Genomic DNA, 13,246 nt, shown 5'->3' with positions numbered 1-13,246 from the left:
TAGGTTTTATAGTTGCGAAAAATGAAAGTATTACAAGTAGGGAAATTTTATCCGGTACGGGGTGGGGTAGAGAAAGTTATGTATGACCTGATGATAGGACTTTCCGGACAAGGGATTTATTGCGACATGCTCTGTACTGCATCTGAAGATCATCCTCCCGGAACAAGCGTCATTAACTCATACGCTCAATTAATTTGTGTTCCTGCATTGATGAAGTTGTCAGCAACCATGATTGCACCAGCAATGATTAGTAAATTAAAGGGGATTTGTGCTAACTACGAAATTATCCATATTCATCATCCCGATCCAATGGCTTGCGTTGCCCTATTTATGTCAAACTATAAAGGAAAGGTAATATTGCATTGGCATAGTGACATTTTGAAACAAAAACTGTTATTGAAGATTTACGCCCCATTTCAAAAATGGATGATCAAACGAGCCGACTTAATTGTAGGAACAAGTCCTGTTTATGTTGCTGAATCGCCATTTCTGACGAATTATCAAAACAAAACAAATTTTATTCCTATTGGCATAGAGAGAATTAATCCTGTACAGGAAAGGGTAGATAAGATCAGACATACATTCGCCAACAAAAAAATTATATTTTCATTAGGAAGATTAGTGGAATATAAAGGCTATGAATACTTAATAAAGGCTTCACAATACTTAAGTGATGACTATGTGATATTAATTGGGGGGAAAGGGCCGCTAAGAGACGAACTGTTAGCGTTAATCGCTCAATACAATCTGCAAGATAAGGTGAAATTACTTGGATATGTGTCGGACGAAGATATACCAGGTTATTATGGCGCCTGCGATATATTTTGCTTAAGCTCAATTATCAAGACAGAGGCTTTTGCAATTGTTCAGATAGAAGCTATGTCTTGTGGCAAACCTGTTGTTTCTACTCAGATACCCGGTTCGGGAGTCAGCTGGGTGAATGCACATGGACAGTCAGGGATTATAGTAGAGATACAAAATGAAAAAGCATTGGGAGAGGCGCTTGAGCGGGTAGGTACTGAGGAAGTATTATATCAGACATTAAAAGAAGGGGCAAAGCGGAGATTCAATGAGAACTTTACGCAACAAAATATGGTCGAAAAAGCAATCATGTTTTATGAAAGTTTAATCTGGAATTAAGGTTATGTTATATAATGATCCTCAGGACGGCACTCGTGTAGTTAGAATAACGAACGAAAGCTTTTTCAAATACTTAAAAACCTATTTGGATCAGGGTAAAAAAATAGTTTTTACTGTATCCGGAGATAGTATGTATCCTTTTTTAAAAAGTGGAAGCCGGATCTTACTTAAATCCATTGAATTGAATGATGTGAAAAAAGGAAGAGTAGTCCTGGCTGAGATAAACGGGCAATTTATTTTACATAGAATTGTCGCTGTATCTGCTTCGGAAATTACCCTGGCAGGCGATGGAAATCTTATACAAAATGAAACTGTTGAAATTAAAAATATCTGGGCAGTAGTAACAGAAGTTTTAGATCGCAGATGGAATCGGAATATACAATCTCCTTTCCAGCTTTTCCTGGCTTTTGTCTGGTATATAATCAGACCAGTACGCTTGTTGTTTTTTAAATTATGGTCTTTGTTTAAATTATAATAAAAGCATTTATGAGATTAAAAAATGGATTAGTTTTACGTCAATTGGGGGATGATTATATTATAGTGGAGCCTGAACTGGATATGGTTGATCTATCGAAAGTTTATACCATGAATGAATCGGCAGCCTGGGTCTGGTATCAATTGCAATCAATTGAGTTTACATTGGAAACAGTGGTGAATTTATTTTTGGATCATTACAATTTGGATACTTTGAGCGAAGAGCAAATAAAGGCTGATGCGCTAAAATTGATCAATCTTTTCAGAGACAACGGTTTATTGTCAGATGGTATCTGAAAGTAGAGAGCGTAAGGTCCAGAGAGCGTTTATTTCTTTACTTAAAATAGGTCTCTGGAATAGTGTAATTGATACATTCGACATATTTATATTATCATCTTCAGAATGGCTGGTACTTTATCAGGTTGCTATAGCTCAGACTGTCGAAGGTCTTGTTTTTGATGCTATAACTAAACTGCCCGGTCAATATCAGCCGCCAAAAATGCTTGCATTGAAGTGGGCTGTAAGAATAGACGCTATAGAACGTGAAAATTTAAAAAAGGAAAAGATAATAGCGGAGATTGCAGGCTTATTAAAAGCTCACCATATTGATGTGACTTTATTAAAAGGTAGTAGTTTGGCGGTCCATTATGCCAAGCCTTTGTTACGTCTGAGTGGGGATGTTGACTTTTATTTCGAAAATAGTGATGCTTTCAAAAAGGCCAACCAATTGATTAAACAAAAAGGGATAAAGATAAAGTATGGCGCTTTGAACAGTACATACTATAGTTGGAAAGGTTGTGAAATTGAACACCACTCGAAATTGATAGATATTGTAAATCCATTTCAAAAAAGATATCTGAAGAAAATGGAAAGGCAAGAGGCAGACAGAAAAACACCTGTCATTCTGGATGGGATGAAGATTAATTCACCTTCTGTATTGATGACACATATTCAGGTAAATGCACATATATTGAAACATTTTCTGGGTTTTGGTATTGGATTGAGGCAGTTTTGTGATGTTGCGCGGCTCTATTTCAATACTTCGCAGTCGTTGGATTGTGATCAACTTAAATTTGCGTATAAAAAATTAGGGATTTACAATTGGATGGAATTAACGCATTCTTTTCTTGTGCACCAATTAGGATTAAACCCCGAATTCCTCCCTTATCAGATTCAACAGTGTGAGGATAACCAGTGGTTAATGAATGATGTACTGAACGCTGGAAATTTTGGATTTTATAGTGGTCAGTTTTCTTCTGCTCCACAAACACATCAGGAAAGAAAACATACGATGACCTGGGGCTTATTCCCGAGATTTCTAAAAGCTCAAAGATACGCTCATTCTGAGGCCCTTTGGTTCCCATTTTCTAGGATCTGGTCAACTCTATTAAGAAGAAGAAAAATATGAACCAGCAGCTATCCTATCAAGTGAAATGGGCATGGTCTTTAACCAAAGGGTACAGAGCTAAGCTTTCGTTGTTTTTCTTATTGGAGATGCTGGCGATAGTTTTGTCATTATTGTTTGTTTACTATTCTAAAAAGGCCGTAGATATTGCTATGGGTACGGTAAATGGCAATCTGAAACTGGTAATTGCTTTAGTGATTTTAAGTGCGACAATGGCCGTGGTTATACGTTTGTTTTCAGGCCTGATCAATGAAAAAAACAAGTTGAGTATGACGGTGGTACTTCAAAACTTACTCATTAAAAAGCAAATGTACTCAGTCTGGAAATTTGTAAAGCAATTACATACAGGCGATTTAATGATCCGGATTAATTCTGATAGTGTAGAAGTGGTGCAAATGTTGTGTAACACAGCCCTTGCATTTTTAATTACTATAATTAAGCTGTTTGCCACATTAGGACTTTTATGGTTTTTTGATCCTATGCTGGCCTTTATGATCATAGCTATATCTCCTCTGTTCCTGTTCTCGAAAATTTATTTTAAGAGAATGAGAAAATTAAATCAGGATGTTAAAAGTTCGGAAAGCCGTATTGGAAATCTGATGCAGGAAAATCTTAGATTCAGACTGATCATTCGATCATTGGGTCTAATGTCAATTCGTCAGCATAAGTTTGAAGATAACCAGCAACAGAGTTACCAATTAAAATTGGATCAGTTAAATTTTCTCACCCTTACACAAGGAATGATGAAATTTGCCATTAGTACAGGTTATTTGCTGACCTTTATTTGGGGAATATATCGCTTGCACAGTCACCAGATTACTTTTGGAACCATGACAGCTTTTCTACAGCTTATCGGTCGTATTCAAGCACCTATATTGTCATTAATTGCATTTGTTCCTTCTTTCATTCGTTTCAGAACATCAGCAGAGCGGCTCATAGAACTTGAAAGTGTAGAACAGGACAGTGGCCTGGTACCGAAATTACTTAATGATATCAAAAGTATTGAATTCAGAGACGTATCTTTTCGCTATGAGGACAGTATTGTAATTGATGGTTTTAATGCGAAGATTGAGGTGGGCAGATCAACAGCTGTTGTTGGGGCAAGTGGGAAGGGAAAAACCACATTTATCAGGCTTCTTCTTGCATTGATAAAGCCGGGGAATGGAGAAATTGTTATTGAAGGTAAACATAATCGGTATAGTATTTCAAGTGAACATCAGCTAAATTTCGCTTATGTGCCACAAGGGAATATCCTGTTTACAGGAACAATAGCTGAAAATCTTACTGTAACAGATGAGCCTTTGTCAGAAGATAAATTAAATGATGCTCTGTATGTGGCTTGTGCTGAATTTGTATTCGATTTGCCCGACGGTCTGAATACAAAGATCGGTGAGTCTGGATATGGTTTATCGGAAGGACAGGCTCAGCGTATATCCATTGCCAGAGCCTTAATGCGGGATTGTAACGTTTGGTTATTTGACGAAGTAACTTCTGCATTAGATCAAAAGACCGCCTCATTGCTGATTGATAGGGTTTTGAAAGCCGGGAAAGAGAAAGTTGTCATCTTTGTAACCCATGATCTGTTGCTGGCTGAAAAGTGTAGCCAGACTATTCACATGAATTAATTTACCCAAAAGTAATACAATAAAGAACTTAATGGAAAAGCAGGTAGTTTATTATAAAATTGCAAATTTATTATTCGAACTGATCGTCCCGAAGGGGCTGTCAGCTCAGGTCTTATTGCCGAATTTTTCTTTATTCTTTGTTCAGAAAGAAAAAGAAACAGGATCGGATATAGTAAGTCGTATTGAACTTGTTTTTGGTGAGACGGATATTGATGTTAGTGAAGCAAAATTATTGAGTGATATCTCTATATTATGGGGTGACCGTTTCCAGTTTTATGATTTGGGTGCGGAGTATTTAACGCAGGTACAGACTGATCAAACTGGACTACTTTGTCGTATGACATGCACTAAGGATTTTAGTATAGTGCGGGTTTTTATACCAAAAGAGATAACAGATCTTAATATGATATTGAGTTGGCTTTTGATGATTGTTTTTGCCCAGGTAGCTGTGTTTCACCAAAGTATTCTAATTCATGCATCTGTGGTGGAAAGAGAGGGGGAGGCATATGCTTTTTTAGGACAAAGTGGGACCGGAAAAAGTACCCACAGTGGTTTATGGGTAGAAAACCTGAAAGACTTTACTTTGTTAAATGATGATAACCCTGTTATACAGATTAAAAACGATGGAAAGATAGCCGTTTTTGGTACCCCCTGGAGTGGAAAAACAGCTTGTTATCGAAATCAGGAGAGAACATTGAAAGGATTTGTAAGACTGAAGCAATCCGGATCAAATCAATTTTATCCAAAAAGTAATAAGGAAGCTTTAGTAACCGTACTGCCAAGTTGCTCGGGAATTCGCTGGAATAAAGATCTTTTTTCTAATATGATTGGGGTATTGACCCATATTGTAAAATGTGTTCCTATTGGGGAATTATATTGTTTACCTAACGGGGAGGCAGCATTGCTTTGTTACCATAAAATTAGTAATATGAAGCAAGCAAAAAGGGGATAGACCATCCAGTCTATCCCCTGACTAATTATTAACGCTCTCTGGCAAAGACCGGGTAATCTACTCCCCGGTCCTTTAACCTAGTTAGCATAAACCCATGACATGAATGGTACTATGCTATTTTAAAAATAAAACAAATAAATAATGTATTATTTTGATATGGTATAAGTGAGTATAAACAAGTATCTCTGAGGATGGTTAACTTTTTGCTGTTTCTTATTCACTAACCAAATATTTTAGAACTTAAGCGGGAGAGTAAAGAGCTTTTCTTATGACCATACCCGTAACCATACCCGTAGCCATAACTATAACCGTAGTTGCCTCCATTTGAATTTATTCCATTCAAAATGATAGACAGGTTGTTAAAAGTTTTTTTGCGATAAATTTTTTCTAAATCGGGAAGTTGCCTGCGATCCATTTTACCAGCTCTTATGACAAAGATTGTAGTGTCGGAAATTCGGTTAACAATGGATGAATCTGCAACAATTCCCAAAGGGACACCATCCACAACAATATAGTCATATTGTTGCTTCAAGCTATTGATCAATAAGTCTAACCTTTCACTTAATAAAAGCTCTACTGGATTTGGAGCAATAACACCTATAGGAATGATGTCTATATGTTCTGCAATTCTATCCTTGTAAATAATTTGATCTATCTGGATATTGGCATCTGCAAGAAAGTGCGTTATCCCTATAGGCATAGGTACTTTTGTAAGATGGCTTAATGTCCCTTTCCTTAGATCTAAATCCAATAATACTACCCGTTTATTTAAGAATTTCAGGCTCATACCTAAGTTAATCACAGAAAATGTTTTACCAGCACCAGGATTAAATGAAGTAAAAGTCAATACCTGTTCTTTTTTATCTCCGGGACTCATAAAACCGAGGTTTGTTCGTGTAATTCTAAAAGCTTCAGTCACTTCATCGAATCCCTGTTCCTGTACAACTATTCCGTTCTTACTGTTTCTGATCTCAGATGAGAATGGTATTTCTCCCAAAAAAGGTACTGTTATTTGGGTTTCAATGTCTTTACGTGAACGAACTCCGGTATTGAGTAATAAAACTAATAACAGCATGCTTGTCGGGAGTGCGAATCCAATACCCACACCCATCATCATTTTACGAAATTTATTCGGAGAAATAGGGGAGTCGCTACCAGATGCGGGGTCAATGACACGGATATTGTCATCTGTCATAGCCAGATTCAAAGCGTTCTCTTCCCGTTTGTTAAGTAAAAAAATATAGAGATCTTCTTTTACCTTTTGTTGTCTTTCTTCAGAAAGCATCAATCTTTGTTTAGCCGGTAGTTCATGTGCACTGTGCAAGGCTTTTGCCTCTTCCTGTTTCAGATTACTAATTTTAACTGTAAAACCAGTGATTGCATTAGTCATGATACGTATTATATTTTTATGCATTGCCATCAGGGCAGCATCTAAATCTTTTATGGCTGGATTTTCTGAGTTATTTCCTTCCTGCAGGCGGTTTTTTTTAAGTAAGACTATATTGTATTCAGCAATCTGATTTTCAATATTATTGTCTACCAAACCGGTGTTACTCGGGATTAAATCGTTGTTTTTCTTAATAAGATGCTCACGCATCATTTCGACCATCTTCTTTTGTGTCTCAATATCCTGAATTGAAGATTGCTGAGTCCGGCTTGTTGTCCAATAGGTTTCACTAGCTGATTTGATGTCGAGCCCCTGATTTGCCGCTTTCATATTTTCCAGATTCGATTCAACTGAACCTAACTCCTGTTGAATAATGGATAAACGTTTTTGTATAAACTCGGAGGTATTTATGGCTATCCGGTTTTTCTCCTTAATAGTCATACTGTTGTAGACTTCAATCAATTTGGTAATCAAATCACCTGCTCTTAATGGTGAGGTATCCTCCAAAGTAATCTGCAACATGGCCGCATCCTCCAGTTGCACAATAGTCAAATTCGAGAGAAAATAGCCAACCACAGCTTTTAAGGGGCTTTTGGTGACCAAAACCGAGTTAACTAGTATTGCTTTATTATAATTTGGTCTGAGTGAGATTGATACTATCCCTACCGGAGTTTTAACATACCCATTTAGCTTGACCAGTATGGTTTTTGAGGGATCACCCACTGAAAAACCAGATAATTCAACTTGATTGGTATTTTTTCGGGTGATCGTAAATGAAAAAGCAGCTTCAGGATTATAGTGTAGCTGTGCCACTTTATAAGGCGAGTTTGTATAAAGTTCATTTTTCCGTAACCCATTCATCATCACATAACTCATATCGGCATCAATCATACGAATGGTATTTTGCATTAGTTCTTTGGAACGTAATTGCAAAATTTCAGCATTAACATTAACTGTATTGTAGAAGTTATTAGGTCTTGCAATACGAACAGCCGAAATGCTATTCGTTCCGGTTTTGATCATTACTGTCTCGGAACGGTTATAGGTAAATTGCGTTTTACTGTATTGAAAATAAAAATAACCACCGAAAACCAGGATGGATAATACAAACCACTTCCAATGAAAAAACAGGTGTTTTAATAAGTCTAACAAATGAACAGACTTATCCTCATTCTCATCTTTTTTATTCGATTTACTCATAATATTTGTTTAGTGTCTAGTTAAAAGTAATATACTAGTGACCAGTGTGAATAAGCCTGTTAGAATGCCTACGTAACGCCAGGTAGATTCTTCTTTGGTAGATAAAACAGCTGTCTTAGGTTTGATATATACAATATCATTCTGTTGCAGGTAATAGGTTGGAGAATTAAAAATATCACTCTTTTGTATATCGTTCTGATACACCTTACGTACTCCATTTTCTTCCCGTATGACGGATATCTCATTCACAGTTGCGTTTCGGGTCAGTCCTCCGGAACGATTAATTGCTTCCAATAGGGTGATTCTTGAATCGGGTACAGTGAGTACCCCTACATTATTGATTTCTCCCATCATCATCACTTTGAGATTCAACAATTCAATTTTCACAATAGGAGAGCCAATGAGATTCTGGTTGAGCAATTTATCGCGGATCATATCCTTGAGCCCATCCAATGTCAGACCTTCAACATTTAATGTCCCCAGAACCGGAAATTCAATGTTGCCTAACTGATCTACCAGATATCCCTTTTCAGAGAAAGAGGAGGGGGTTGTTGTTGATACTACGCCTTTTTCATTCACATTGTAGACTCCTCCCTCTGAGTTGAATGGAGCTGCCAGCTCAGGCTTTTTCGCACTAATCAGTATGCTTAACCGATCATTTTTTTGAATGCGTACTGGCGGTGCTGAAATTACCTTATAAGGAGAGTCAGGTTTCATATCCTGTAAATAGACCACCTTTTTTGAAACCAAACAAGAGCTTAGAAGTAGTGTGCTTAATGCACATAAAAGGAGAAAAAACTTTTTAACTGGAATATATTTATTGATATTTTTATCCATGAGCCCGCAAGCCCGGTTTGCTTTTTGTACAGCCATTACATCACTCTCCAGCGACGATGTTAATGCATTTTGTACTAAAATAATCTCATTTCCCTCTTCCAAAATCGCTGGAATAAGGGCATTCCAACCAGCACCATCCGCGCAAAGGCCATGAACAAATACAATGTTCGCTCTCTTCATCTTATTTTAAATTTTTAGTAAAAAAATATTTATTCCTTTAAAATTTTGTTCTTCACTACTGCAGTAAGCTGTGTGAAGATTCTTCATTGCACTTCAATGAAATATGGGGTAAGTACATACTTACAAAAGATCATCTATAGTAAGCATTGTTTGCAGGCAGGATACGTTGAGTAATTGTATTAATTCCTGAATTGCTTTATCAGTATTTAGCTGGCTCAAAACATTGGTTAAGCCTTTGATATTTGAAATAGAATTCTTTATATCTTGTATTGCTTTATAATTGTAGCTATGTGCGTTTTGTATTTGTGAATTTCTGACAGTTGCCAGACTGATTAGAGTTATAACACCAATAAATGTATCCTTATCAAAAACAGGTAAATAATGCAGATCTGCCTTTTGCATTATATTAATTACCTCCAACACAGTTTGACTGGGGTTGATTCTAGGTTTGTCAATGACACAATCTATGACCTTTCCATAGGGGTGTTTATGGACGTCATCGATTGTCACAATACCTACGGCTTCTAAGTTTTCATTAACAGGGACCAAATATCTTACATCTTTAAGCCATTCCGACACCTCGAATACTTCTTCCTGAATATCTATAGATATATAATTCATGTCTATTAATGAATTAATCTTCATTCTTTTATAATACATGTATAAATGAGATTTAAAGAACTCGTATCCTCTTGTTTAAATCAGCCCGGTAAGTATCGGACACGGGAACAGGTTTATTGTTTATCATTATTGTTTTACCTTCTATTGAATCTATTTTGCTAAGATTTATGATAAAGGACCTGTGTACCCTGAAAAAAGAAGTGGGTGGTAGCTTCTGTTCCACCAATTTAATTGGTGAATGAATAGAAAAGTTCCGGCCGGCAAGATGAATGCTGGTATAATTATCCGTCGCTTCTACATATAGAATTTCATTTAAATAGATCCTTCTTATTATATAAGAATCACGAATAAAAATAAACTCATCACTTTCAGTCTTCTGAACCAAATCACGATTGCCAAATTTGATCTTAGCTTTCTCAACTGCTTCATGAAACCTCGAAAGAATCACAGGTTTGACCAGGTAGTCTGTAACATTCAGTTCGTAAGCCTCGACTGCATGTTTATGTTCTGCAGTCATTAGAATCAGCAAAGGTTTTGTGTTTTTCAGCATTTTTGCCAGGTCCAGTCCAGTGATATCAGGTAGGTTAATATCCAGGAACACCAGGTCAATCTGACCGCTCATAATTTGTTTATAAGCTTCGGTAGCATTGGCACATTCACCCACTAGTTTTAGAGAAGGATCCAGACTTATCATCTGTTTTATGATAGTGCGGAATATTTTATCATCATCAACAATTAAGCAATTCATATTGTTATTTTAAGGAGATGCATATTTTTAAAATTAGGTTGATTCGTTTTTCTAAGGCGGAATTAGAGATACATTATTAATCCCGAACAAAGATCTTGTTATATCACAGCATTGCGCCGATTCAACGTCCTCATATGTACCTATTTAGGTACTTAAATGTATTCAACCCAGGAAAAAGACAGTCTTTGGAAGGGAATCGTCTAATTAATAAAATAGTTCGTTCAGTCTGTGGATATCCGGATGCACATAAATATAAATAGCTATTACGGACTTTATGGGAATGATTGACAGACTTGTATCCGGGCTTAACCGGTTATTATGATATAATATAATTCAAATGTTTTTCTGATGAAATTCTGTCTTTTGTAATTAAGTATCTATAGATAGATAAATGGGTATATGTGTGGGCCTAAATATTCGTAATATTTATAATTAACATCAATATTTACCAAAAATGAAAAACGTAAAATAAATATTTATGTCACACAACAATTTAAAAGATAAGGTAATACTTATTGCAGGTGGTGGTAAGAATCTGGGAGGATTGCTCAGCAAAGACTTTGCAGCTCTGGGTGCAAAACTGGCTATCCATTTCAATAGTGAAAGCTCAAAAGCTGAAAGTACAAAAACACTGGAAGCAATCAGAGCTTTAGGTGCTGAAGCTTTCTTGTTTCAGGGGGATTTGACCAAAGTAGAAAATATCTCTAAATTTTTCGATGAAGCCATCGCAAAATATGGGGGAGTGGACATTGCAATCAACACTGTTGGGATGGTATTGAAAAAGCCATTTGTGGATACTACAGAAGCAGAGTATGATACGATGTTTAATGTAAACTCAAAAACGGCCTATTTCTTTATCCAGGAAGCGGGTAAAAAAATAAATGACAATGGTAAGATCTGTACCATTGTGACTTCATTGCTAGCAGCTTATACCGGTTTGTATTCTACTTACGCCGGGGCAAAAGCACCAGTAGAACATTTTACGAGAGCGGCCTCAAAGGAATTTGGTAATCGTGGTATTTCTGTAACAGCAGTTGCCCCAGGTCCAATGGATACGCCTTTTTTTTATGGACAGGAAGCCGAGGATGCGGTTGCTTATCATAAATCGGCCTCGGCATTAGGAGGGCTCACCAACATTAAAGATATTGCTCCGTTGGTAGAGTTTTTGGTGACAGATGGCTGGTGGATTACCGGGCAGACTATTTTTGCCAATGGTGGTTATACGACCCGGTAATAAGTAATCTCTTATACAGGTTTAAGACCTGTATAAGAGATTAAGATTCATTGCCGTCTATAAGTTTATGATCCAGTTTGTTATGTCTTCTTTTGTTGGAATATTTAATTTTTTTCTAATCCTGTATTTTCTGGCCTGGACGGCCTTTACTGAAGACCTGGTATATCTGGCTATTTCCTTGGTATCAAAGTTTAGCTTTATATAGATACATAATTCCTGTTCAGTTATAAGCAGATTAGGGGCAAGGACTAACAGCTTCTTACAAAATGTGTGGTCAAATTCATTAAATATGGTACGCAGTATGGGGCTATTTTGTTTTGCCAGTTCGATCAGGTCATTTAAGTCATTCTCATTATAGTGATGAGTTGACAATGGTTTATGCCTGATTTCATTAGGTGCAGATGTACCTCTTTGTCCCGTCGTTCTTTTTTTATAGCGATATAAAAAAAGAAAAGATAAGATTAGAATGGCTGATACAGCAATAACCAGAATGTATAAGTTTTTATCGGTATTGGCTACACTGTCTTTATTCTTTACAATGTTTTCTAACGGCCGCCTCATCTCTTTTTTTCTTATTAGATTTAAGCTATCGGAAATATTAGCGTACTTTTCTAGAAAAATAGCTTCGTTTTTTTTGTCATCAAGTTGAGCGTAAACCTGGGCCATGCCGTCATAAGCAACCTTTTGATAATCTGGCGATTTTAATGTTATAGATAGATCCAATGCACTTTGATAGGCTGCTAAAGACTTTCGATAATCTTTTCTAATATATTTTAAGCGGGCATCTGTTATAGAGATTACTAAAGGCCCTGCCTGAAAGTTTTTCATGTATTTTTCTTTAACCTGGTAAATGTAGGGCAGATATTTTTCAGCCGAATCATACTGTTTTTTTTCAAAGTAGACCATGCCAATTCTATGCAATATGCCGAAGAGGTTAAGATTAGTTTCAGACTTGATTGTTAATTTTACATATTGATCTTTGCTTTTTTTAAGATAAAAAAGCACGCTATCCAGATTGCCGTTGGCTTCTTCAATATTCCAGGATATTAGCGCATAAATATCTCCCAGTGCCTGGTGGTATTCATTATTGTCCTTAAGCTTTAGTGCGTAAGACTTAGCCTGGTTTAATACTGTTCTACTTTCGTCGAAAAGCCCAAGGCCAGAATAGCAGTTTGCTTTTAGTGTTAGTAATTCTATGGTATAAGAAGGAATATCTAACTTTAAAGCTTCATCCATATGGTCATCGATCAGTTTCAAAGCGTGATCATATCCAGTTAAATTAACTATTTCATTTAACAGATAAAGTTTGCCTTTTGTTAGTCCTTCATTATAACCGATAGATTTGGACAAGTCATAAACTTCCTGCTCTTTTTCTGTTTTTTCTGCCATCGTATTGGCATTTCGCATGGCTGTGATCAGGCTATCTACTCGTAGAGTCAATTT

The 13,246-nt window shown here is 36.5% G+C and carries 12 protein-coding genes; 7 read left to right on the top strand and 5 right to left on the bottom strand.

Annotation, left to right across the window (positions count from 1 at the left end; translation table 11 throughout):
* The first annotated feature begins 21 nt into the window (after positions 1 to 21).
* The 6 genes from HDF25_RS15330 to HDF25_RS15305 are packed head-to-tail and all read left to right on the top strand — an operon-like array spanning position 22 to position 5,596.
* Positions 22 to 1,140: a glycosyltransferase gene (locus tag HDF25_RS15330; protein WP_184626265.1), complete on the top strand. Its 1,119-nt coding sequence runs from the start codon at positions 22 to 24 to the stop codon at positions 1,138 to 1,140.
* A gap of 4 nt (positions 1,141 to 1,144) precedes the next feature.
* Positions 1,145 to 1,615, top strand: a complete 471-nt coding sequence (locus HDF25_RS15325) for a S24/S26 family peptidase (protein WP_184626263.1) — start codon at positions 1,145 to 1,147, stop codon at positions 1,613 to 1,615.
* An 11-nt stretch (positions 1,616 to 1,626) separates the two neighbouring features.
* On the top strand, positions 1,627 to 1,911 hold the full coding sequence (locus HDF25_RS15320; RefSeq protein ID WP_184626261.1) for a PqqD family protein: 285 nt from the start codon (positions 1,627 to 1,629) through the stop codon (positions 1,909 to 1,911).
* A complete protein-coding gene (locus tag HDF25_RS15315; protein WP_184626259.1) occupies positions 1,901 to 3,022 on the top strand; it encodes a nucleotidyltransferase family protein in 1,122 nt (373 codons plus the stop codon). Before HDF25_RS15320 ends, HDF25_RS15315 begins: the two co-directional genes overlap by 11 nt.
* Positions 3,019 to 4,644, top strand: coding sequence for an ABC transporter ATP-binding protein (locus HDF25_RS15310; protein ID WP_184626257.1), 1,626 nt, complete (start codon positions 3,019 to 3,021; stop codon positions 4,642 to 4,644). Before HDF25_RS15315 ends, HDF25_RS15310 begins: the two co-directional genes overlap by 4 nt.
* Positions 4,645 to 4,675: 31 nt before the next feature.
* The gene (locus HDF25_RS15305; protein WP_184626255.1) at positions 4,676 to 5,596 is read left to right on the top strand and encodes a hypothetical protein; all 921 of its coding nucleotides are present in this window, start codon (positions 4,676 to 4,678) and stop codon (positions 5,594 to 5,596) included.
* A 220-nt stretch (positions 5,597 to 5,816) separates the two neighbouring features.
* On the opposite strand, the gene HDF25_RS15300 is transcribed toward HDF25_RS15305, so the two are convergent.
* The 4 genes from HDF25_RS15300 to HDF25_RS15285 all read right to left on the bottom strand — a co-directional run bounded on the left by HDF25_RS15300 (position 5,817) and on the right by HDF25_RS15285 (position 10,569).
* A complete protein-coding gene (locus HDF25_RS15300) occupies positions 5,817 to 8,183 on the bottom strand; it encodes a GumC family protein (protein ID WP_184626253.1) in 2,367 nt (788 codons plus the stop codon).
* A gap of 9 nt (positions 8,184 to 8,192) precedes the next feature.
* Positions 8,193 to 9,200, bottom strand: coding sequence for a polysaccharide biosynthesis/export family protein (locus tag HDF25_RS15295; RefSeq protein WP_260409382.1), 1,008 nt, complete (start codon positions 9,198 to 9,200; stop codon positions 8,193 to 8,195).
* 120 nt (positions 9,201 to 9,320) lie between these two features.
* The gene (locus HDF25_RS15290; RefSeq protein ID WP_184626251.1) at positions 9,321 to 9,845 is read right to left on the bottom strand and encodes a CBS domain-containing protein; all 525 of its coding nucleotides are present in this window, start codon (positions 9,843 to 9,845) and stop codon (positions 9,321 to 9,323) included.
* Between the two features lie 28 nt (positions 9,846 to 9,873).
* Positions 9,874 to 10,569 carry a LytR/AlgR family response regulator transcription factor gene (locus HDF25_RS15285; protein ID WP_184626249.1) on the bottom strand — a complete coding sequence of 232 codons (696 nt, stop codon included), beginning with the start codon at positions 10,567 to 10,569 and terminating at the stop codon, positions 9,874 to 9,876.
* Between the two features lie 478 nt (positions 10,570 to 11,047).
* On the opposite strand from HDF25_RS15285, the gene HDF25_RS15280 reads away from it, so the two are divergent.
* Positions 11,048 to 11,803 carry an SDR family oxidoreductase gene (locus HDF25_RS15280; protein WP_184626247.1) on the top strand — a complete coding sequence of 252 codons (756 nt, stop codon included), beginning with the start codon at positions 11,048 to 11,050 and terminating at the stop codon, positions 11,801 to 11,803.
* A gap of 57 nt (positions 11,804 to 11,860) precedes the next feature.
* Here HDF25_RS15280 and HDF25_RS15275 read toward each other — a convergent pair whose 3' ends face one another.
* Positions 11,861 to 13,243, bottom strand: a complete 1,383-nt coding sequence (locus tag HDF25_RS15275; RefSeq protein ID WP_184626245.1) for a tetratricopeptide repeat protein — start codon at positions 13,241 to 13,243, stop codon at positions 11,861 to 11,863.
* Between the last annotated feature and the right edge of the window lie 3 nt (positions 13,244 to 13,246).

The organism is Pedobacter cryoconitis, assembly GCF_014207135.1.
Classification (GTDB): domain Bacteria; phylum Bacteroidota; class Bacteroidia; order Sphingobacteriales; family Sphingobacteriaceae; genus Pedobacter; species Pedobacter cryoconitis_D.
The sequence above is the reverse complement of the archived record's forward strand: the minus strand, read 5'-3'. Positions and strand labels throughout refer to the sequence as shown.

Bases quoted from the DNA above. Each gene is read 5' to 3' on its own strand.
- HDF25_RS15295 (WP_260409382.1), bottom strand. From the start codon at position 9,200: ATGAAGAGAGCGAACATTGTATTTGTTCATGGCCTTTGCGCGGATGGT.
- HDF25_RS15310 (WP_184626257.1), top strand. From the start codon at position 3,019: ATGAACCAGCAGCTATCCTATCAAGTGAAATGGGCATGGTCTTTAACC.
- HDF25_RS15325 (WP_184626263.1), top strand. From the start codon at position 1,145: ATGTTATATAATGATCCTCAGGACGGCACTCGTGTAGTTAGAATAACG.
- HDF25_RS15305 (WP_184626255.1), top strand. From the start codon at position 4,676: ATGGAAAAGCAGGTAGTTTATTATAAAATTGCAAATTTATTATTCGAA.
- HDF25_RS15280 (WP_184626247.1), top strand. From the start codon at position 11,048: ATGTCACACAACAATTTAAAAGATAAGGTAATACTTATTGCAGGTGGT.
- HDF25_RS15315 (WP_184626259.1), top strand. From the start codon at position 1,901: ATGGTATCTGAAAGTAGAGAGCGTAAGGTCCAGAGAGCGTTTATTTCT.
- HDF25_RS15330 (WP_184626265.1), top strand. From the start codon at position 22: ATGAAAGTATTACAAGTAGGGAAATTTTATCCGGTACGGGGTGGGGTA.
- HDF25_RS15290 (WP_184626251.1), bottom strand. From the start codon at position 9,845: ATGAAGATTAATTCATTAATAGACATGAATTATATATCTATAGATATT.
- HDF25_RS15320 (WP_184626261.1), top strand. From the start codon at position 1,627: ATGAGATTAAAAAATGGATTAGTTTTACGTCAATTGGGGGATGATTAT.
- HDF25_RS15285 (WP_184626249.1), bottom strand. From the start codon at position 10,569: ATGAATTGCTTAATTGTTGATGATGATAAAATATTCCGCACTATCATA.
- HDF25_RS15300 (WP_184626253.1), bottom strand. From the start codon at position 8,183: ATGAGTAAATCGAATAAAAAAGATGAGAATGAGGATAAGTCTGTTCAT.